Annotated in this window: 14 protein-coding genes; 9 read left to right on the top strand and 5 right to left on the bottom strand. The window is 52.7% G+C overall.

The features are described from left to right. Positions 1-143 precede the first annotated feature (143 nt). Both cytR and priA read right to left on the bottom strand, forming a co-directional pair. The gene (gene cytR / locus MD588_RS12490; protein ID WP_265697624.1) at positions 144-1,148 is read right to left on the bottom strand and encodes a DNA-binding transcriptional regulator CytR; all 1,005 of its coding nucleotides are present in this window, start codon (positions 1,146-1,148) and stop codon (positions 144-146) included. A 174-nt stretch (positions 1,149-1,322) separates the two neighbouring features. Next, complete coding sequence (gene priA / locus MD588_RS12495) at positions 1,323-3,524, bottom strand: primosomal protein N' (protein WP_265697625.1); 2,202 nt, start codon at positions 3,522-3,524, stop codon at positions 1,323-1,325. A 246-nt stretch (positions 3,525-3,770) separates the two neighbouring features. Here priA and rpmE point away from each other — a divergent pair, with 246 nt between their 5' ends. Continuing rightward, positions 3,771-3,983 carry a 50S ribosomal protein L31 gene (rpmE, locus tag MD588_RS12500; protein ID WP_265697626.1) on the top strand — a complete coding sequence of 71 codons (213 nt, stop codon included), beginning with the start codon at positions 3,771-3,773 and terminating at the stop codon, positions 3,981-3,983. Positions 3,984-4,327: 344 nt separating this feature from the next. Beyond that, a complete protein-coding gene (locus MD588_RS12505; protein WP_265697627.1) occupies positions 4,328-5,578 on the top strand; it encodes a malic enzyme-like NAD(P)-binding protein in 1,251 nt (416 codons plus the stop codon). Between the two features lie 82 nt (positions 5,579-5,660). On the opposite strand, the gene metJ is transcribed toward MD588_RS12505, so the two are convergent. Further along, on the bottom strand, positions 5,661-5,978 hold the full coding sequence (metJ, locus tag MD588_RS12510; RefSeq protein WP_075762976.1) for a met regulon transcriptional regulator MetJ: 318 nt from the start codon (positions 5,976-5,978) through the stop codon (positions 5,661-5,663). A 183-nt stretch (positions 5,979-6,161) separates the two neighbouring features. Between metJ and MD588_RS12515 the strand changes: the two genes are divergently transcribed. The 3 genes from MD588_RS12515 to metF all read left to right on the top strand — a co-directional run bounded on the left by MD588_RS12515 (position 6,162) and on the right by metF (position 10,950). Beyond that, positions 6,162-7,331 carry an O-succinylhomoserine (thiol)-lyase gene (locus MD588_RS12515; RefSeq protein WP_265697628.1) on the top strand — a complete coding sequence of 390 codons (1,170 nt, stop codon included), beginning with the start codon at positions 6,162-6,164 and terminating at the stop codon, positions 7,329-7,331. After that, positions 7,328-9,745 carry a bifunctional aspartate kinase/homoserine dehydrogenase II gene (locus tag MD588_RS12520; protein WP_265697629.1) on the top strand — a complete coding sequence of 806 codons (2,418 nt, stop codon included), beginning with the start codon at positions 7,328-7,330 and terminating at the stop codon, positions 9,743-9,745. The genes MD588_RS12515 and MD588_RS12520 overlap by 4 nt, the downstream gene beginning before the upstream one ends. Before the next feature lie 308 nt (positions 9,746-10,053). After that, a complete protein-coding gene (gene metF, locus MD588_RS12525; protein ID WP_265697630.1) occupies positions 10,054-10,950 on the top strand; it encodes a methylenetetrahydrofolate reductase in 897 nt (298 codons plus the stop codon). A 79-nt stretch (positions 10,951-11,029) separates the two neighbouring features. On the opposite strand, the gene MD588_RS12530 is transcribed toward metF, so the two are convergent. Both MD588_RS12530 and ppc read right to left on the bottom strand, forming a co-directional pair. After that, positions 11,030-11,599 carry a PadR family transcriptional regulator gene (locus MD588_RS12530; RefSeq protein WP_265697631.1) on the bottom strand — a complete coding sequence of 190 codons (570 nt, stop codon included), beginning with the start codon at positions 11,597-11,599 and terminating at the stop codon, positions 11,030-11,032. A gap of 436 nt (positions 11,600-12,035) precedes the next feature. Further along, positions 12,036-14,666: a phosphoenolpyruvate carboxylase gene (gene ppc, locus MD588_RS12535; protein WP_265697633.1), complete on the bottom strand. Its 2,631-nt coding sequence runs from the start codon at positions 14,664-14,666 to the stop codon at positions 12,036-12,038. A gap of 651 nt (positions 14,667-15,317) precedes the next feature. Between ppc and argC the strand changes: the two genes are divergently transcribed. From argC to argH, 4 genes are all read left to right on the top strand, one after another. Next, on the top strand, positions 15,318-16,331 hold the full coding sequence (gene argC / locus MD588_RS12540) for an N-acetyl-gamma-glutamyl-phosphate reductase (protein WP_265697634.1): 1,014 nt from the start codon (positions 15,318-15,320) through the stop codon (positions 16,329-16,331). 11 nt (positions 16,332-16,342) lie between these two features. Further along, entirely contained in the window at positions 16,343-17,122 is a 780-nt protein-coding gene (argB, locus tag MD588_RS12545; RefSeq protein WP_265697635.1) for an acetylglutamate kinase, read from the top strand. 83 nt (positions 17,123-17,205) lie between these two features. Then, positions 17,206-18,420 (top strand): argininosuccinate synthase, encoded by a 1,215-nt coding sequence (locus tag MD588_RS12550; RefSeq protein WP_265697636.1) that lies wholly within the window; start codon positions 17,206-17,208, stop codon positions 18,418-18,420. Positions 18,421-18,466: 46 nt separating this feature from the next. Further along, positions 18,467-20,344 (top strand): argininosuccinate lyase, encoded by a 1,878-nt coding sequence (gene argH / locus MD588_RS12555; protein ID WP_265697637.1) that lies wholly within the window; start codon positions 18,467-18,469, stop codon positions 20,342-20,344. The last annotated feature ends 35 nt before the right edge of the window (positions 20,345-20,379 follow it).

Consider the following 20,379-nt stretch of genomic DNA (forward strand, 5'->3'; position numbering starts at 1 on the left):
ATAACAATTCTCGCTATGTTACAAACTTGCGCCAAGGCTGACTAGTGCTGTGATCAGATCTGGGGGAAGTGCTTGCACCCCATAGCGTCAATTTTGTGAGCTTATGCCCAATTATAAGCTCACAATCATTGAACAATCGACAATTAGTGCGAAGGCGGCGCGGCACTTTCGCGGATCACCAGCTTGGCATCAAGCAGGCGGGAGCCCGATGAGATATCTTTGCCCTTCAGCACTTCCAGCAGCATCAGCATTGACTGACGGCCAATTTCATAGCGCGGCTGTGAGACAGTGGTGAGCGGAGGATCGCAGTACTCGGCAAACTGGATGTCATCGAAGCCGACTATCGACAAATCCTGCGGTACCCGGTAGCCCAGGCGTTTGGCCTGCTGCATGGCACCGATCGCCATAACGTCGCTGTGGCAGAGCAGGGCGGTCGGAGGCTCGGGCAGAGAAAGCAGAGCGGTGACAGCACGTGCCCCGGCGGCAAAGGTAAAGTCGCCCTTGACGGTATAAGCCGGGTTAAGGTCGACCCCGGCGCGGCGCAGTGCCTGCTGGTAGCCTTGCGAACGGAACTGGCACAGCGCGGCACTATCCGGGCCGGAAATCTGGGCAATGCGCTTGTGGCCCATTTGGGTCAGGTAGTTCACGGCCTCGAAGGCGGCAGTGAGGTTGTCGATATGCACGGTGGGTAGTTCTAACTCTGGGGCGAACTCGCAGGCCATGACCATCGGCGGCAGGTTTTTTTGCTCCGGTTTGCTGACATCAAACGGCAGGTCGGTGCCAAGCAGCAGCATGCCATCAGCTTGTTTGGTGAAGACAAGGTTTACAAATGAGTTCTCGCGAGTTTTTTGTTGGCCGCTGTCACCGAGTAGTACCAGGTAGCCATGTTCCATGGCTGCCTCTTCGATGCCGCGAATGATTTCTGTGAAGTATGGATCACAGATATCCGGCACGATAGTGACAATGGTTTTTGATTCGTTGCGACGAAGATTTCTAGCCAGTGAGTTGGGTGAATAGCCAGCATCCATGACGGCTTGCTCAACCTTTTTTCGGGTTGAAGCCGACACTTTTTCCGGATTCATCAGGGCACGGGAAACCGTGGCTGTCGAGACTCCGGCGAGCTGGGCAACATCCTTCATTGTCGCCATAATTGCAGTTCCTCTCTATTATATTTCTCTCTATATTTTGCCGGAGGATCGTAGCCAAACCGGGCAGATACCTATACCAGCGAGCCTGCTATTGTAGGCTCTCTGTAGAGGATTAAACATGCTCAAAATAGCATAAATTACATTCAAGGTGTGACTTGTATCGCATTGTTCATTTTAAGTTAAATCTTGCGGTTCGACATCAATCGACCACCTGACTTTCCGCGCCAGAGGCAGCAGTTGGATGGCCGGTTTGGCGATCATCAGCATTTTTTGTAGCGTTTTTCTGTCCGGTGCCTGAAACAGTAGCTGCCAGCGGTAGCGCCCTGCGCGGCGTGATAGCGGGGCAGGGTTAGGTCCCATCACCAGGGTATCCTGGTTATATAGCGGGCTAGATTCCAAAACTCCGCGAATTTGCTGTAAAAATTGCTCAACTTGTTCGCTACTGTTGGCTTCTGCCCGGAACAGGGTCAAATAAGTATAGGGTGGCAGCATCGCCTGTTTACGTTCATTGAGTGCGCTGACGGCAAACTGGTCATAACCCTTATGGAGCAGTGCCTGTAACAAGGCGTGCTCGGGGTGGTGAGTCTGCAGGACGACTTCGCCGGGTTTGCTGGCCCTGCCTGCCCGTCCGGCAACCTGGACAAACAGCTGGGCCAAACGTTCCGAGGCCCGGAAGTCGTTGCTGAACAGGGCGCTGTCGACGTCGATCAGGCTGACCAGGGTCACATCCGGGAAATGGTGGCCTTTGGCCAGCATCTGGGTACCGATCAGGATTTGGTACTCGTTGTTCTTGATGGCCTCGAGGTAGTTTTCCAGGCTGCCTTTGCGGCGGGTGCTGTCACGGTCGATCCGTACGGTTTTGTATTCGGGGAACAAGGTTGCCAGCTGTTGTTCCAGCTGCTCGGTACCGACCCCGACGGCATTGAGCTGGGTCGAACCGCAATTGCCGCATTGATGCATCACCGGGCGCTGGGTTGCGCAGTGGTGACAGCGCAGCTCCCCGGATTGCTGGTGGAACGTGTAATAGGCATCGCAGCGCTTGCATTCGGCCAGCCAGCCGCACTCGTGGCAGATGACTGCCGGGGAAAAGCCGCGGCGGTTAAGAAACAGCATGACCTGATTGCCTGCATCAAGGTGCTTGCGCATTCGGGCAATGAGCGGAGCTGACAGCCCGGCCTCTAGGTATAGGCCTTTTACGTCCAGCACGCCATGCCTTGCTTTCTGGGCGTTGCCCGCCCGACGGGTAAGCGTCAGGTGGTGGTACTTGCCGGTCCGGGCATTGTGCAGGCTTTCCAGTGCCGGTGTGGCCGAGCCGAGGATCACTGGGATATTCTCCCGGTTGGCGCGCATTACCGCCAGATCCCTGGCGTGATAGCGCAGGCTGTCCTGTTGTTTGTAAGATGAGTCATGCTCTTCGTCGACAATGATAATGCCGAGGTTGCTAAATGGCGTGAACAGTGCCGATCGGGTACCGATAATGATCCCGGCCTGGTTATCTCGCCCGGCCAGCCAGGATGACAGTCGTTCGGTGTCATTGAGGCCGGAGTGAACTGTTTCCAGCGGTACATTGAAACGGCGGCGGAAGCGGTTGATAGTCTGCGGGGTCAGGCCAATTTCCGGCACCAGGATCAGCGCCTGCTTGCCTGCTGCCAGTACGGGTTCGAGCAGATTGAGGTAGACCTCGGTCTTGCCCGAGCCAGTGACCCCCTCGAGTAAATAGCAGCCAAACTCCGGGTTGGCATTGACGGTTGCCACTGCCAGCGCCTGCTCGTCATTGAGCTTGGGCTTTTCCTCGGTAATGGCAAACTCGCGCTGCCAGTCAATTTTTCCGGGTTGCTCGGCAAGGGCTTCAATCCAGCCTTTGTCGTTCAGGGTCTTCAGGGTTGCCGAGCTGACCTCTTCGGCCAGCAGGCTCTCATGGCTGCTTTTACCATGGCGCAGGGTGTTAAGGACCTGAGCCTGGCGTGGCGCACGGCTAAGCGAGGCAAGCGGCTGGTCGCGACCGGCCTCGGTGATCTGCCACATCTTCAGGCTGGCCGGTGAGGCATCGCGGCCTTTGCGCAATAATGTCGGCATTGCATTGGCCAGGGTGTCACCGAGCGGATACTGGTAGTAGCTGCTGGCCCAGGTCAGCAGGCCGAACAGCGGTGGTTGCCACAGTGGTTCGTTGTCGAGAACCGTGTTAATCGATTTGAGCTGGTTGAGCGGAAAATCGGACTTGTCGGTGATCGCCATGACGATACCCACTAGCTGCTGACGGCCAAATGGCACGCGTACCCGGCCGCCGACTACCGGCTGGGTATCTGGCTTAATCAGATAATCGAAGTGTTTATCTAATGGAACAGGAAGGGCCACTCGGGCAATGTTGGGCGTCATAACAAACCGCATAATCCGCATATACTAAGATAAGGAAGTGTACATTGCTCGGCAACGGGCAGCAAAGCGGTGAAAAAAGGAGCGTATTGGTTGATCTGGGCGGCATCATTGATTACTATACGCCGCCTAATTTATCGTATTGGCATCAGCTTGCTGAGTGACATTACGTTATACTATTTATTAACGCGTGTGGTGCCCGGCTTTGGATCGGGAGAGCGACACGGCCTTACTTTTTGAGGTTATCCCATGAAACAAGGTATTCACCCAGAATACACAGCAGTAAACGCACGTTGTTCTTGTGGCAACACTTTCGTATTTAACTCTACTATGGGTAAAGACATCAACCTTGATGTATGCGACAAGTGCCACCCTTTCTACACAGGTAAGCAGCGTCAGGTTAACACTGGCGGTCGTATCGACAAGTTCAACAAACGTTTCGGTGCGCTTTCTAGCAAGTAATTGCCAGATGAATTCCGAAAAAAGGGATGCGCAAGCATCCCTTTTTTTTTGCCGGTCTGTATTGCCTTTCCTCTCTGCCTGTCGACAGTGACCGTTTTTATTATTACTTCCTATTAGTCTTTTCTCTCTTTTACTCCTGCTAACCTGAACGCTTTGCATACCAAGTAGCACGTTTCCTACCCATTTTTATGCTGTTTGATCATAAATACGCTATACCTGACTATTCCGGTGGGGATTTATTGGCTCGACCAGCGTTGCTGCGCTAGGATTTTGTATCGCTATAGAATATGATCACTCTCACAATACCGAACTGAACATCATTTTCATTCAGGATCAAGACCACTATGTCTGAAGATTTTCGCCAACAAGCACTGCATTACCACGCTTACCCTGTACCTGGTAAGACTGAGATTTCATTAACAAAACCGGCTGACACGGTGGAAGATCTTGCCTTGGCCTATAGCCCAGGTGTAGCAGAGCCTGTTCGAGAGATCGCACAAAGCGCCGAGAACGTTTATAAGTACACCGGTAAAGGCAACATGGTTGCCGTGATCACCAACGGTACGGCAATCCTGGGTTTAGGTAACCTTGGTCCTCTGGCTTCTAAGCCGGTTATGGAAGGTAAGTCATTACTGTTCAAACGTTTTGCTGGCCTAGATTCAATTGATATCGAAGTGAAGCACCGTACGATTGATGAGTTTGTCGATACTGTTGCCAACATAGCCGATACGTTTGGCGGTATTAACCTGGAAGATATCAAGGCGCCTGATTGCTTTGAAATCGAAAAGCGCCTGATTGAGCGTTGTGCAATCCCGGTATTCCACGATGATCAGCACGGTACTGCTATCGTGACGGCTGCAGGTATGCTGAACGCACTTGAGATCCAGGGCAAGGAAATCAGCGAGTCGGTGATTGTCTGTCTGGGTGCCGGTGCTGCCGCGGTCGCATGTATGGAACTGCTGATCAAATGCGGAGCCCAGCGCGAGAAGATCTATATGCTGGACCGCAAGGGCGTGATCCATACTCGCCGCGATGATATCAATGAGTACAAGCAGCTGTTTGCGAATAACACCGACAAGCGCACCCTGGAAGATGTGATTGAAGGTGCAGACATCTTCGTTGGTGTTTCAGGACCTGATTTGCTGGCTCCGGAATCGCTAAAACTGATGGCAGACAAGCCGGTGGTATTTGCGTGTTCGAACCCGGATCCGGAAATCAAGCCAGAGCTGGCCCATGCGGTACGCGACGATTTAATTATGGGAACGGGGCGCTCAGATTACCCGAACCAGGTTAACAACGTGATTTGTTTTCCGTTCATTTTCCGTGGTGCGCTGGATGTCCGTGCGAGCCAGATCAATGATGAAATGAAACTGGCTGCGGTTCATGCTATCCGTGAACTGGCGAAAGAGCCGGTACCGGCAGAGGTGGTTGCAGCGGCAGGTGCCGACAAGCTGGAATTCGGTGCTGACTACATTATTCCTAAGCCGATGGATCCACGTTTGCTGCCACGCGTTGCCAAGGCCGTTGCACAGGCGGCGATTGATTCCGGTGTTGCGCAGATTGATATGCCTGTTGATTACATGGCAGATAAATAAGCGAACGGTTAGAGAGAAAACAAAAACCAGCCTATAAGGCTGGTTTTTTTATGTCTGACGCTGGCTGGGGAGGAAGACCGGATTATTCGTTGATGTCTTCGTACTTGATCCCCATCTCTTCCATCAGCTCTTTGGCTTCTGCTGGCAGATCATCCGGACGATCTTTACGGATGTCATCATCCGTCGGAAGTGGCTGGCCGGTATAGGCATGCAGGAACGCTTCGCACAGTAGTTCACTGTTGGTTGCATGACGCAGGTTGTTGACCTGACGGCGGGTACGCTCATCTGTCAGGATTTTTAGTACCTTTAATGGAATCGAAACGGTAATTTTTTTGACTTGCTCGTTTTTCTTACCGTGTTCGGCGTATGGGCTAATGTATTCGCCATTCCACTCTGCCATTTTCTACCTTCTCAGCGCTGTTGGATTCAAGAAATATAATATGGGTGAATTTTAGCGGGATTTACTGCCATAAGCAAAGACATATAGACGTCTAGAAGTGTTGACGTCTTTATTGATTGTGGTTAATGTTGTTGCTTAAAAGTTATTCGAAAGCAGGGCTTGCCCCAGACAAGGAAAGTAATTATGAGTGACAAGAAGCTTGCCACCATCGCCGTTCGTACCGGAATTGAATCTGACACCCAGCATAATGCTGTTGTTCCGCCCATTTATCTGACTTCGACCTATAGCTTCCCACAACTGGGGGATGTGCCTCAATATGATTATTCCCGTTCTGGTAACCCGAGCCGAAATATGCTGGCCGATGCCCTGTCTGAGCTTGAGGGGGGCGCGGGCGGCGTAGTGACCAGTTGTGGCACGGCGGCGATTAACTTGTTGGCGTCAGCCCTGCTAGGCCCGGAGGATCTGGTGGTTGCCCCCCATGATTGCTATGGCGGCACCTATCGGCTATTTAATACCCGGGCCGGTAAAGGTGACTTCAAGGTGGAATTTATCGATCAGGCTGATCCGGCAGCCTTGGCTGCGGCTCTGGCGAAAAAGCCCAAGCTGGTATGGGTCGAAACTCCCTCCAACCCCTTGCTTCGGGTGATTGATATTGCTGAGCTTTGCGAGCAGGCGCACCTGGTCGAAGCACTGGTGGCCGTCGATAATACTTTCCTTTCTCCGATCCTGCAGCAGCCGATTGCGCTGGGGGCCGATTTTGTCGTTCACTCGACAACCAAATACATTAATGGCCACTCGGATGTGGTCGGTGGCGTCCTGATTTCCCAAGATGCCGAACATGCAGAGAACATCGCCTGGTGGGCGAACTGTATTGGCGCGACCGGTGCGCCGTTTGATGCCTACCTGACTTTGCGAGGACTCCGGACGCTGGCCCCGCGAATGAAAATGCATGAAGCAAACAGTGCCGAGGTTTTGGCTTACCTTCAGACTCAGAAGCTGGTTGGTAAAATTTATCATCCGAGCCAGCCCGAGCACCCGGGTCACGATATTGCGCTAAAGCAGCAGAAGGGCTTTGGCTCGATGCTCAGTTTTGAAATGGCGGGGAGTTACCGTCAGCTGGAGGTTTTTGTTGCCCAGCTGCAATGTTTCTCGTTGGCAGAATCTTTGGGAGGCACCGAAAGCCTGATTGCCCATCCTGCGAGTATGACCCACCGTGCAATGTCAGACGAGGCGCAGGCAGAAGCGGGGATCAAGCCATCATTATTACGCCTTTCGGTTGGACTAGAAGACCCGAGTGATCTGATTGCCGATCTGGAGCAGGCCTTCAATAAAGCTGCGGAGGTGACAGAATGACGCAACCTGTTCAGCGACAGTTACATAAATTTGGTGGCAGCAGTCTGGCCGATCCCGATTGTTATCGTCGGGTTGCGGCAATCTTGCAGGAGCACTCTGGCAGTGAAGATCTGATTGTGGTATCGGCCGCGGGTAAAACCACTAACCATTTGATTGCATGGGTTGAGCTGCTGAGCAAGGATGGCCGTCAGGCTCATGAGGCCCTGCAGGAGCTGCGCAGTTTTCAGCAGGGATTGATTGAGGCATTGCTTTCGGGGCCGCAGGTCGATGCGCTGCTGACCCAGTTGCATCTCGAGCTGAGTGAACTGGCCACCTTGAGTGAGCAGGATCTTAGTGAAGCGGTGATCGCTAACATACTTGGCCACGGTGAAGTATGGTCGGCGCGTCTGCTAGCCGCCCTGCTGGCCGCAAACGCGATGCCGGCGACGGACTTGGATTCCCGACACTTTCTCCGTGCCGAGCGGGCTGCTCAGCCGGAGGTCGACCGGGCTCAGTCTTGGCCCTTACTCAAGGAGCAGCTGGCGCAGCACAGCCAGCACCGTATCGTGATCACCGGCTTTATGGCCCGTAATCAGAGCGGCGAGACGGTACTGCTGGGACGCAACGGTTCTGATTACTCGGCCACGGTAATTGGTGCCCTGGCGGAAGTCTCTCGGGTAACGATCTGGAGTGATGTGGCCGGGGTTTACAGTGCCGATCCGCGTACAGTCGGAGACGCGTGCCTGTTGCCTCTGTTGCGATTGGACGAAGCCAGCGAGCTGGCCAGGTTGGCGGCACCGGTGCTTCATAGCCGGACATTGCAGCCGGTGGCTCAGAGTGCGATTGACCTGACCCTGCGCTGCAGCCATCAGCCGGAGTCCGGTTCGACCCGGGTCGAGCGGGTATTGGCATCTGGTCGCGGGGCCAAGATCATTACCTCACTCGATGATGTCTGCCTGATTGAGCTGGCTATCGCTCGTTTCCATGATTTTGAGCCGATCCAGGCCGAGCTTGAGCGGATCTTGCAGCGGGCCCAGCTGCACCCGTTGGCCCAGGCTGTCGAAGTCGATCAGGGACGAATTCAGCTCGCCTATACCAGCGAGGTGGTTAACGGGGTATTGGCGTTACTGCAAGACTGCGGTATTACCGCCGAATTGCGCCTGCGTGATGGGTTTGCCATTGTCGCGGCCGTTGGGGCAGGGGTCGTGAACAATCCGGTTCATTGCTATGGATTTTATCATCAGCTAAAAGATCAGCCCGTCGAGTTTACCACCGAGCTAGAGTCTGGGCTGAGCCTGGTCGCGGTGTTACGTAAAGTCAAAACCGATCGTCTGGTCGAACAGATCCACCAGGTCCTGTTCCAGGCTCAGAAGCGGGTTGGTTTGGTGCTATGCGGCAAGGGAAATATTGGCAGCCGCTGGCTGGAGTTGTTCGACAGCGAGAAAGAACAACTGGAAAAGCGCCACGGCATGAGCTTTACCTTGGTAGGGGTGGCTGACAGTCAACGCCATTGGATTGATTTCCAGGGACTCGAACCTACTCGGGCGCTGACGGCCTTTGATGATGAAGCGATCGAGTATGCCGAAGGCGAGTTGCTGAATGTGCTGGCTGCCCACCCTTATGATGATGTGGTAGTCATGGATGTCACTGCCAGTGCCGAGCTGGCGGCCAAGTATCCGCAGATCGCGGAAAGCGGCTTGCACCTGATTTCAGCCAACAAAGTAGCGGGATCGGCGCCGGCACAGGACTACCACGCCGTACAGGATGCTTTTGCCAAAAGCAGTCGCCACTGGTTGTATAACGCGACGGTAGGTGCCGGGCTGCCGGTCAACCACACTGTACGGGATCTGCGCGAAAGTGGTGATGAGATCATCGCGCTGTCAGGAATTTTCTCTGGTACTTTATCATGGTTGTTCCAGCAGTTTGATGGCTCATTGCCGTTTTCCCAGCTGATCGAGCAGGCTTGGCAGCAGGGGCTGACAGAGCCCGATCCGCGTCATGACCTCGATGGCAGTGATGTGATGCGCAAGCTGGTGATCCTGGCGCGTGAGTCAGGGCTTGACCTAGAGCCAGAACAAGTCAGGGTTGAGTCTCTGGTGCCGGGAGAGCTTGCTCCGCTGACACTGGACGGCTTTTTCGAGCAGGCGGCTATCCTTGATGAGTTATTGGGTGAGCGCTTGGCCAAGGCCCAGCGAGAAGGCAAGGTGCTGCGTTATGTTGCCCGGCTGGACAAAAACGGTAAGGCAGCCGTCGGTGTCGAGGCACTGCTGCCGGAGCATGCACTGGCGAACTTGCTGCCGTGCGACAATATTTTTGCCATTGAAAGTCGCTGGTACCGTGATAATCCGTTGGTGATCCGTGGACCTGGTGCTGGGCGGGATGTCACAGCTGGCGCGTTGTTGTCTGATATCAACCGGTTGGCTGCTATGCTTTAGTGATGGGTAGCAGGTGAAGATAATCCCTATAGCGAGATAGTGTGGTGCAAGTTATGGCTTGAGGGGATATTTTCAAAATTAAACGCTAGTTAGTCGATAAAAACCCGCATTTTGCGGGTTTTTGCTTATTTTTCCGAGATTGGCTATGTTGAAGATTATGCAATTTGAACTTGAGAAATATTCATGATCATCATGTTGACATTAAATTGGTTACAAGACATTCTGTAGACATATAGACGTCTAAACGGTCATTTCAGACGTCACCATTTAGGGAGCAGGCCAGCGGCCGAAATAGGAAGGGATAGACTATGGGGTATTCTCACGCAAGTCACTTAGATGCGCTTAACCAGAACATCGCCGATATTAATGGTGACATTAACGTATCGTTTGAATTTTTTCCGCCAAGCAGCGAGAAAATGGAAGAAACCCTGTGGAACTCGATTCATCGCCTAAAAGCCCTGCAGCCTAAATTTGTCTCGGTGACATACGGGGCCAACTCCGGAGAGCGGGACCGTACTCACTCGATTATTAAAGATATTAAGGATCAAACCGGCTTGGTGGCGGCTCCGCACCTGACCTGTATTGATGCGACCCGTGATGAGCTTCGTACTATTGCCCGGGATTACTGGAATAATGGGATCCGCGATATTGTTGCTCTGCGTGGGGATCTACCCGAGCAAGGCGTGAAGCCAGATATGTACGCCGCCGATTTGGTTGAGCTGCTACGCAAAGAAGCGGATTTTGATATCTCGGTGGCGGCGTACCCTGAGGTGCATCCGGAAGCGAAAAGTGCCCAGGCTGATCTAATAAACCTGAAACGCAAAGTCGATGCCGGCGCCAGCCGTGCCATTACCCAATTCTTTTTTGATGTAGAAAGCTACCTGCGATTCCGTGACCGCTGCGTTGCTGCTGGGATTGATGTGGAAATTGTACCCGGGATTTTGCCAGTTTCTAATATGACCCAGGCCAAACGTTTCGCGCTGGCGAATAATGTGAAGATCCCTCATTGGTTAGAGAAGCAATACCAAGGGCTTGATGATGATTTGCTCAGTCGCCAGATGCTCGGTGCGAGTAACGCGATTGATATGGTGCGTGTGCTGAGCAGAGAAGGGGTGAAGGACTTCCACTTCTATACCTTGAACCGTGCGGAACTGACCTACGCGATCTGCCATACCTTGGGCGTGCGAGCCAAGGCCGAGGCATAGAGACGGGCTCAGGGAAAAATAAAGAAAATAAAAAAGCCGCTGGAAAGCGGCTTTTTGTATTTGCTAGCAGTAACCGTTGTTAGTTGCTTAGTGCAACGGCACTGTCTGCGCTGTCCATGTCTTTCAGCTCGGCAAGCACTTCTTCTGCCCAGTCAATCCAAGCCTGACGATTATGGATACCGCGGCGAAGAGTTAGACGATCAAGACGGGCTTGGCGATCCATGTTTTTATAGTCTGCAAAGTGAACCTTTTCCAGCTCGTGGTAATGGTTCATCAAAGTATGAGACTCTTCTATCAGGCCTTCAAGCTGCTGCTGCATCGGTACTGAGTTGTGTACGCCGCAAACCAACAGTTTGGCAGAGAACTCATCACGGATGGTTGGGTTGCGTGCCGGCTCTTGGAACCACTCAAATAGCGCTTGACGGCCAAGATCGGTAATTGAATATACTTTACGATCCGGCTTGCCTTCCTGCGGCTCCAGTTTGCAGGTTACCTGATCATGGGTGGCCATTTTGTTTAGCTCTCGGTAAACCTGCTGGTGGCTTGCCTTCCAGAAGTAGCCGATGCTGTGTGAAAATTCTTTAGTTATATCGTAACCGGTTGCGTCGCGGCTGCTCAGCACGGTCAAAATGACGTGTGGTAGTGACATCTCTTCTATCCATTAAAATACTACAAATAAAAAACAATCAGGCCGACGTTACCCTGCGCTCTTTGGCGTTTGTTATAATCGTCTTGTTGCAGTGCCTGATCGAGATCACGTAGCATACACATCAATGTGATCTTTATCGACACCAGACCGTGAGAATAACCACTTTGGGCAACGACCAATTGTTCATCTTGTGATGTTTGTCTATATCTTAAGGTGGTTGCTGCACTGCAATATATTGAGCTTCATCTGTTTTCACAGTACATGTAAACAATGTAGTCTATGCGACTAGTTACAGTTCGTCTCGTTATTGAGTCACTTTGCAAATAATAGTGGGATAGGAAGCTGGTGGCTTAGCTGTCATGGGCTACGGGGAGCGAGGATGTTATAGCAAAAAGGCCACGAGTGTGGCCTTTTGGATAATGTGCGCGTCAGCCAATTAGCCGGTGTTACGCATACCGGTCGCAATGCCGGCAATGGTCACCATCAACGCCTCTTCAAGCATCGGAGATGGCTCTTCTTGCTGGCGAGTACGGTACAGAAGCTCTGCCTGTAGCATGTTTAGCGGTTCTACGTAGATGTTACGTAAGCGGATCGCTTCGGCGCCCCATGGGTTTTGCTCCATTAGGTGGGCACTGTTTTCAACATTCAGTACCGCCTTGATATCTTGCTGCAGTTGATCGCGTAGCTGCTGGCCCAGCGGCCATAGTGATTTGTCGGTCAGACGCTGATCATAGTACTCGGCAATGCCAACATTGGTCTTGGTGTACACCATTTCCAACATCCCCAGGCGAGTCGAGAAGAACGGCCATTCACGACACATATCTTCCAGCTGCTGGGCGTGGCCTTTATCGATCGAGTATTGGATAGCTTCCCCCGCACCTAGCCATGCCGGCAGTAGGAGGCGGTTCTGGCTCCAGGCGAAAATCCACGGGATTGCTCGTAGGCTTTCCACCCCACCTTGCGGGTTACGTTTTGCCGGGCGTGAGCCAAGCGGCAGCTTACCCAGCTCCAGCTCAGGCGTTGCCGCGCGGAAATAAGGCACAAACTCCTCGCTGCCACGGACGACATTACGGTAGGCCTCGCAGGAGACTTCAGACAAGACGTCCATCAGCTCGCGCCAGTCTTGTTTTGGTGCTGGTGGTGGCAGCAGGTTGGCTTCCAGGATGGCACTGGCGTACAGGCTCAAACTGTTTACAGCTACTTCTGGCAAGCCAAGCTTGAAGCGGATCATCTCGCCCTGCTCAGTGACTCGCAGGCCGCCTTTCAGGCTGCGTGGAGGCTGAGACAATAAGGCCGCATGTGCCGGTGCACCGCCTCGGCCAATCGAGCCGCCACGACCGTGGAACAGTGTCAGTTCGACCCCAGCCTCTTCACAGACGGTAACCAATGATTCCATTGCACGATACTGGGCCCAGCCAGCGGCCATCACGCCGGCATCTTTGGCCGAGTCAGAGTAACCGATCATGACCATTTGATAGTTCTGGATAAAGCCGCGGTACCAGTCGATGTTCATCAGCTGCTTGATAACGGATTCAGAATTATTGAGGTCTTCCAGGGTTTCAAACAGCGGGCAGACGTCCATGCGGAACGGGCAGCCGGCTTCTTTCAGCAGCAGATGAACGGCCAGGACATCCGAGGCCGTGCGAGCCATGGAAATCACATAGGCACCAAGCGCCTCACGAGGCTGCTCGGCAATGGCTCTACAAGTCTCAATGACTTCCTGCACATCAGCCGATGGCTGCCAGTCGCGTGGGAGCAGCGGGCGCTTTGACGCCAGCTCGCGGACCAGGAAGGCAACTTTGTCTTGCTCGCTCCACTGATCATAGTCGCCAATACCTAGGTAGCGGGTAAGCTCGGAGATCACATCAGAGTGGCGGGTGCTTTCCTGGCGAATATCCAGGCGGACCAGGTGAACCCCGAAACACTTGATCCGGCGTAGTACGTCCAGCAGCAGGCCGTCGGCAATGATGCCCATACCGCACTCATGGAGTGACTGGTAGCAGGCATAGAGCGGGTTCCACAACTGGTCAACATGATCGATGATGCCGAAGTTTGGTACATCCAGCCCTTTGATCTTGGCATCCAACACATCACGGGTGTTGATTAGCTTGGCGCGCAGATCCTTGAGGATAGCGCGGTAGGCTTCGTGCTCGTCACCGGCCAGCTCGCGAACCTGAGCGTTGCATTTGACCATCGACAGCTCGCTGACCAGCTCTTGAATATCGTTCAGGTATAAATCGGCCGCTTTCCAGCGCGACAGTAGCAAGACTTCGCGGGTGACATTCGAGGTCACAAACGGGTTACCGTCACGGTCACCCCCCATCCAGGAAGAGAACTTAACCGGTGAGGCATCAATCGGCAGACCTTCACCAAGGTGGGTGGTCAGTTTTTCGTCAAATTGGCGCAGGAAGTCTGGCACTGCTTGCCATAGCGAGTTTTCGACCACGGCAAAGCCCCATTTGGCTTCGTCTAGCGGCGTTGGACGCTGCTTGCGGATCACGTCGGAGTGCCAGGCCTGGGCAATAAGCTGCTCAAGGCGCTGCTCGACACGTAGGCGCTCGCTGCGCGACAGTTCACTCAGTTCCAGCTTTGATAGACATTTATTGATTTGAACCAGCTTGTGGATCATGGTGCGACGGGCAATTTCCGTCGGGTGTGCGGTGAGAACCAGCTCGATATTCAGGTCGCGTACGGCCTGAATGGAATCAAACTGACTGATATCACTGCTGTTGAGTTTACCAAACAGGGAGTCGATAGAGTCAGGGCTACAGATATGCTCCTCACAGTTGCGGGAGACCGTATGATACTGCTCGGCAATATTGGTAAGGTTCAGGAACTGGCTAAAGGCACGAGCAACTGGCAGCAGCTGATCATCCGGCAGATTTTGTAGCTCGTCGATCAGCTTTTCGCGATCATCCTGATTTCCCGCGCGGGCAGATTTAGATAACTTACGTATGGTCTCCACTTTATCTAGCAGAGGCTCGCCATGCGCATCTTTGATGGTATTACCCAGCAGGTGGCCGAGCATACTTACGTTACTTCTTAACGCGCTGTACTTTTCGTTCATATCGCATCCATCTCGTAATTTTGTTACATCCAATTCACTATCGTGTTACTGACAATCTATCCGCGATCCCACTTTGAGGTCAACTTTGATTACATTTACCGTCAAAAAAAAGAAGGTACATTGATTTTTGTCATGATATGAAACTCGATATGTAACAAATTTTCGTAAAAACGTGTCAAAAGGGCACGAAACCCGTGTGCTTTACATTCGAACTGATTCAATACTGAGCTAAAAAGTGCCGCTAAACAAGACCGCAGTCTATCAAAGGCCATTTAGGTCAGTGCGCTTCGTTTGATTGCTATATATAGGGGGCTTGATAGAAAGATGCAGCCAAATCGTTATTTTTTTTATTTTCGTGGTTGACAGGCCAAGGATTAATCGGTAAACATATTAATGCAAGCAAGGTGAATAAAAATTTAAATTTGGATTCACCTTAAAACCGAAGTAAAACGTCATCCCAAAGTATAGGCAAAGACGTTAAATGTAGGAAGTTATTAACATGAACCAGGCGACTATTCACAATCTGAATTCCCTCCGACGACGCTAAGTCTCATCCGCCTGGTGCGCTCGTGCACCCCATCATTCGCTGTGTCTGCAGCATCGTTTCAAACACTAAGTATTAACTACTTAAAGCATTAAACGGAATTACATATGTTGAACACCCTAATTATCGGTGCCAGCGGCTATACCGGCGCAGAGCTGGCGAAAATGGTGCACGTTCATCCATACCTCCAGTTATCTGGTCTTTTTGTCTCGGCCAATAGCCTCGATGCTAACAAGCCGATCAGTGACTTACATGGCCAGCTGAAAGGTATTGTCGATTTCCCCCTTCAGCCTCTGGTTGATCCGGTAAAAGTGGCCCAGCAGGCAGACATCGTGTTGTTGGCCACTGCCCATGAGGTTAGCCATAGCTTGGCTTCGACTTTTCTCGATGCTGGTTGTCAGGTATTTGATTTATCAGGCGCGTTTCGGGTTGAGGATGATGACTTCTATACTCAGTACTATGGCTTCACCCACCAATATCCACACTGGCTTGAGCAGGCCGTATATGGCCTGGCGGAATGGAATAGCGAAGCTATCAAGCAGGCCCAGCTGGTCGCGGTACCGGGGTGCTACCCGACCGCGTCTCAGCTGGCGCTTAAGCCACTGCTAGAAGCTAATCTTATTGATAAAAAACAGTGGCCTGTGATCAATGCGGTGAGCGGTGTATCTGGAGCTGGCCGTAAAGCATCGATGATCAATAGCTTTTGTGAAGTGAGCCTGCAGGCCTACGGCGTCTTTGCCCACCGGCACCAGCCCGAAATTGCTACTCACCTTGATTGTGATGTGATTTTCACTCCGCACCTTGGCAACTTCAAGCGCGGCATTCTGGCGACGATCACCGCCAAGCTGGCTGACGGTGTCAATGCCGGACAGGTTGCCGAGGCTATGCAGCAAGCCTATGAAAGTCAAGCTTCCCAGCACGCAGTCAGGTTGCTGGGCGAACAGACGGCGAGTATCCAGAATGTTGTTAATACCTGCTTTTGCGATATTGGCTGGAAGGTACAAGGTCAACACGTTATTTTAACATCTGCAATTGACAACTTATTGAAAGGTGCATCGGCTCAGGCGATGCAATGCATAAATATTCGGAATAATTTTCCGCAGTTAACCGCGTTGGTTTAGGAGATATCGCCATGAGTCAGAGTCCTTTAGTCATCAAATTAGGCGGTGCTGTGCTGTCATGCACTGACACGCTGGAAAAATTGTTCAATGCCATTAATCAGTACCAAGCTAAAGCCCAGCGCTCATTGCTGCTGGTGCACGGTGGCGGCTACCTGGTAGATGAGCTGATGGAAAAACTGCAGCACGAAACCGTAAAAAAAGAAGGCCTGCGGGTAACACCGAAAGAGCATATTCCGTTTATTGCGGGTGCCTTGGCAGGAACGGCAAACAAAGTCCTGCAGGGGCACGCAATAAAGTCAGGGGTGGCAGCTGTTGGCTTGAGCCTGGCGGATGGCGGTTTGTGTCAGGTTACTGAGCTGGACCCGGCGCTGGGGGCGGTCGGCAAGGCATCGCCGGGCAATAGCGCACTGGTCAATCAGATTATGGCATCGGGCTACCTGCCGATTGTCAGCTCTATCGGATTAGATGCCGAGGGTGAGCTGATGAATGTTAATGCCGATCAGGCGGCGGTGGCCGTCGCTGCGGCACTGGATGCCGAACTGGTCTTGCTATCGGATGTCAGTGGTGTCCTGGATGGCAAGGGGCGGTTGATTGCCAGCCTGACGGAAGCTGAAGCCGAGGCTCTGATCACGCAGGCCGTGATCACCGATGGCATGGTGGTCAAGGTGCGTGCGGCGTTGGAAGCTGCAAAGACCTTGGGAAGACCCGTTGAAGTCGCGACCTGGCGTTACCCAGAAAAGCTGGAGGCATTATTTGAAGGCCAGAATATCGGCACTAAGTTTTCGGCATAAACAGAATTCTATTTTTAAGCACAACCCATTTTTAAAATAAGCCTGAGCGGTATGACCGTCGACCAGGCAATCAGGAGAGCATTATGAGTAAGGTAACTAAAGTCGTATTGGCCTATTCCGGCGGTCTGGATACATCGGCGATTATTCCATGGCTGAAAGATAACTATGACTGTGAAGTGGTCGCATTCGTGGCCGATGTCGGTCAGGGTGAAGCCGAACTTGAAGGTATTGAAGAGAAGGCATTGGCATCAGGTGCTTCGGCTTGCTATATCGCCGATCTGAAAGATGAAATGGTTGCAGACTATATTTATCCAAGTCTGAAGACCGGGGCGATCTACGAAGGAAAGTACCTGCTGGGTACCTCAATGGCACGTCCGATTATTGCCAAGGCACAGGTTGAGTGCGCACTGGAAGTCGGCGCCGATGCCGTCTGCCACGGTTGCACCGGTAAAGGGAATGACCAGGTGCGTTTTGAAAGTGCCTACGCAGCACTAGCGCCCCAGCTTAAGGTGATTGCACCATGGCGTGAGTGGGATCTGCGTAGCCGTGAAGCCCTGCTGGATTATCTGGCTGAGCGTGATATTCCATGTACGGCATCACTGGAAAAAATCTACTCGCGTGATGCCAATGCATGGCACATTTCGACCGAGGGCGGTGTGTTGGAAGATACCTGGAATCAGCCGAACGAGCTGTGCTGGGTATGGACCAAGGATCCGGAAGATGCGCCTGAAAAGCCTGAAAACGTATCTATCCTGATTGATAAAGGTGAAATTGTGGCGGTTGATGGTGAGGCGATGTCGCCGCTCAATGTGCTGACTTACCTGAATGAAAAAGGTGCCGAGCATGGTGTCGGTCGTATCGATATCGTTGAAAACCGTCTTGTTGGTATGAAGTCGCGTGGCTGTTACGAAACTCCGGGCGGTACCATCATGAACGAGGCGCTACGTGCGGTAGAGCAATTGGTGCTGGACAAAGAGTCGTTCGAGTTTCGTGAGACGATTGGCCTGAAAGCCTCGCACCTTATCTATGACGGACGTTGGTTTACTCCGCTGTGTAAGTCACTGCTAGCTGCTGCCGATGAGCTTGCCCAAGATGTGAGCGGTGAAGTTGTTGTGAAGCTCTATAAAGGTCAAGCTACAGTGGTTCAGAAACGCTCGCTCAACAGCTTGTATTCCGAAGAGTTTGCAACCTTCGGGGAAGATGAGGTGTATGACCACAGTCATGCTGAAGGCTTTATCCGTCTGTACTCGCTGGCTAGCCGTATTCGTGCGTTAAACGAGCAGAAGAAAAATAAATAACCCAAAGCAATGAGCAAGTCGAGTAGCGAAGCAGAGGAGAAGTACCATGGCACTATGGGGCGGACGTTTTAGTCAGGCAGCTGACACACGGTTTAAGCAGTTCAACGATTCACTACGTTTTGATTACCGTTTGGCGGAGCAAGACATCGTTGGTTCTATTGCATGGTCGAAGGCATTGCGTCAGGTTGACGTCTTAACGGATGAAGAGCAGCAGAAGCTTGAGTTGGCTCTGAACGAACTGAAACTGGCCGTGATGGAAGATCCGGAGCAGATCTTGCGCTCTGATGCCGAAGATATTCACAGCTGGGTCGAGCAGCAGCTGATCAGCAAAGTCGGCGATTTGGGCAAGAAGCTGCATACCGGTCGTTCGCGGAACGATCAGGTGGCGACGGATCTCAAGCTGTGGTGCCGCCAGCAAGGCCAGCAGCTGCTCTTGATGCTCGACAAGCTGCAGAACCAGCTGGTTTCGGTCGCCCGCGACCATCAGACAACAGTGCTACCGGGTTATACCCACCTGCAGCGTGCCCAGCCGGTGACTTTTGCCCATTGGTGTCTGGCCTATGTCGAAATGTTTGAGCGTGACTATTCGCGTCTGCATGACGCGCTTGATCGGCTTGATACTTGTCCGCTGGGCTCTGGCGCCTTGGCTGGCACGGCGTATCCGATTGATCGTGAAGTGTTGGCTCATAGCCTGGGTTTCCATAGGGCAACCCGCAATAGTCTTGATTCGGTATCGGATCGGGATCATGTGATGGAACTGCTGTCGACGGCCTCTATTTCGATGCTGCACTTATCCCGGATGGCGGAAGATTTGATCTTCTACAACTCCGGCGAGTCGAACTTTATCGAGTTGGCTGATACTGTGACCTCGGGTTCGTCGTTGATGCCGCAGAAAAAGAATCCGGATGCGCTGGAGTTGATCCGGGGCAAATGCGGCCGGGTGTACGGGGCCATGACCGGCATGATGATGACGGTGAAGGCGTTGCCGCTGGCTTATAACAAAGACATGCAGGAAGACAAGGAAGGGCTGTTTGATGCCCTGGATAGCTGGAATGACTGTATGGAAATGGCCGCGTTGTGTTTTGACGGTATCAAGGTCAACAAAGATCGGACGCTAGAGGCTGCCATGCAGGGCTACTCGAATGCCACCGAGCTGGCTGATTATCTGGTTGCGAAAGGGATCCCGTTCCGTGAAGCTCACCACATTGTCGGTGTCGCGGTCGTAGCTGCTATTGCCAAGGGCTGTGCGCTGGAAGAGCTGTCGCTGGCGGAGATGAAAGAGTTTTCTGAGGTTATCGACGAAGATGTCTACCCAATCCTGACTATTGAATCATGCCTTGAGAAGCGTTGCGCGCTAGGTGGCGTCGCGCCGAACCAGGTCGATTATGCAATTGGCCAGGCCGAGAAGCGGTTAGAGAAGCGCTACTCGCCGGGTGTGAAAGTGCGGGGGGCTCGTCTGACGGATCTTGATGCGATCGAAGGGATGGTGGCCTACTGGGCTGGGCTGGGTGAAAATCTGCCACGGCTGCGCAATGAGCTGGTACGCGATATCGGATCGTTTGCGGTGGCTGAGCATCACGGTACGGTAACAGGGTGCGCCTCGCTGTATGTCTACGATTCCGGTCTCGCAGAGATCCGCTCGCTGGGGGTAGAAGCCGGCTGGCAGCATCAGGGGCAGGGACAGGCCATTGTCGAGCATCTGATTGAGAAAGCCGATCAGATGGCAATCAAGAAAGTCTTCGTGCTGACCCGTGTACCTGAATTCTTTATGAAACAGGGCTTTATCCCGACCTCGAAGTCATTGCTGCCTGAGAAGGTGATGAAAGACTGCGATCGCTGCCCGCGTCAGCATGCCTGTGATGAAGTTGCTCTGGAAGTTCGTTTGGATAAAGAGCAGGCGATCCCGACGGTAAACGTCGCTTAACATTTAGCACCCTTCTTACAATTATAAAAATCCGC

The sequence above is a fragment of the Photobacterium obscurum genome (assembly GCF_026191635.1).
Classification (GTDB): Bacteria; Pseudomonadota; Gammaproteobacteria; order Enterobacterales; family Vibrionaceae; genus Photobacterium; species Photobacterium obscurum.

Bases quoted from the DNA above. Each gene is read 5' to 3' on its own strand.
- rpmE (WP_265697626.1), top strand. From the start codon at position 3,771: ATGAAACAAGGTATTCACCCAGAATACACAGCAGTAAACGCACGTTGT.
- MD588_RS12550 (WP_265697636.1), top strand. From the start codon at position 17,206: ATGAGTAAGGTAACTAAAGTCGTATTGGCCTATTCCGGCGGTCTGGAT.
- ppc (WP_265697633.1), bottom strand. From the start codon at position 14,666: ATGAACGAAAAGTACAGCGCGTTAAGAAGTAACGTAAGTATGCTCGGC.
- argC (WP_265697634.1), top strand. From the start codon at position 15,318: ATGTTGAACACCCTAATTATCGGTGCCAGCGGCTATACCGGCGCAGAG.
- MD588_RS12505 (WP_265697627.1), top strand. From the start codon at position 4,328: ATGTCTGAAGATTTTCGCCAACAAGCACTGCATTACCACGCTTACCCT.
- priA (WP_265697625.1), bottom strand. From the start codon at position 3,524: ATGACGCCCAACATTGCCCGAGTGGCCCTTCCTGTTCCATTAGATAAA.
- MD588_RS12530 (WP_265697631.1), bottom strand. From the start codon at position 11,599: ATGTCACTACCACACGTCATTTTGACCGTGCTGAGCAGCCGCGACGCA.
- metF (WP_265697630.1), top strand. From the start codon at position 10,054: ATGGGGTATTCTCACGCAAGTCACTTAGATGCGCTTAACCAGAACATC.
- metJ (WP_075762976.1), bottom strand. From the start codon at position 5,978: ATGGCAGAGTGGAATGGCGAATACATTAGCCCATACGCCGAACACGGT.
- MD588_RS12520 (WP_265697629.1), top strand. From the start codon at position 7,328: ATGACGCAACCTGTTCAGCGACAGTTACATAAATTTGGTGGCAGCAGT.
- MD588_RS12515 (WP_265697628.1), top strand. From the start codon at position 6,162: ATGAGTGACAAGAAGCTTGCCACCATCGCCGTTCGTACCGGAATTGAA.
- cytR (WP_265697624.1), bottom strand. From the start codon at position 1,148: ATGGCGACAATGAAGGATGTTGCCCAGCTCGCCGGAGTCTCGACAGCC.
- argB (WP_265697635.1), top strand. From the start codon at position 16,343: ATGAGTCAGAGTCCTTTAGTCATCAAATTAGGCGGTGCTGTGCTGTCA.
- argH (WP_265697637.1), top strand. From the start codon at position 18,467: ATGGCACTATGGGGCGGACGTTTTAGTCAGGCAGCTGACACACGGTTT.